The sequence below is a fragment of the Chitinophaga silvisoli genome, assembly GCF_003412465.1.
In the GTDB taxonomy this organism is placed as follows: domain Bacteria; phylum Bacteroidota; class Bacteroidia; order Chitinophagales; family Chitinophagaceae; genus Chitinophaga; species Chitinophaga silvisoli.
Genome location: NZ_QTJV01000056.1, coordinates 1 through 243, shown reverse-complemented (window position 1 = coordinate 243; position 243 = coordinate 1). Strand labels below are relative to the sequence as shown.

At 25.5% G+C, this 243-nt stretch carries 1 protein-coding gene; it reads left to right on the top strand.

Features of this window, described 5'->3' with window-relative positions; translation table 11 throughout:
* The coding region (locus DXN04_RS35090) for a hypothetical protein (RefSeq protein ID WP_158569324.1) at positions 1-243 on the top strand (243 nt) is incomplete at both ends.

Here is a 243-nt window from a genome sequence, read left to right as displayed (position 1 = left end):
AATGAACTTAAAGATAAAGTATTTAGTAACTATGTAGCTAATATTAGAAATAGTTTTGAAAAAACTTGTGCTGAACTTGGTATTGGATTAGATGATAATGGTCATATTGATTTAAATTCTAATGGTACTATTAAAAATCTTAATCGTTTTGTATTCTTTGATAGATTTAAAGAAAATGCTCAACAACAAGGAGTTGAAAAAGCTCTTCTTGAGTTTTTTGATTTAGATAGTGCTGGATTTAAT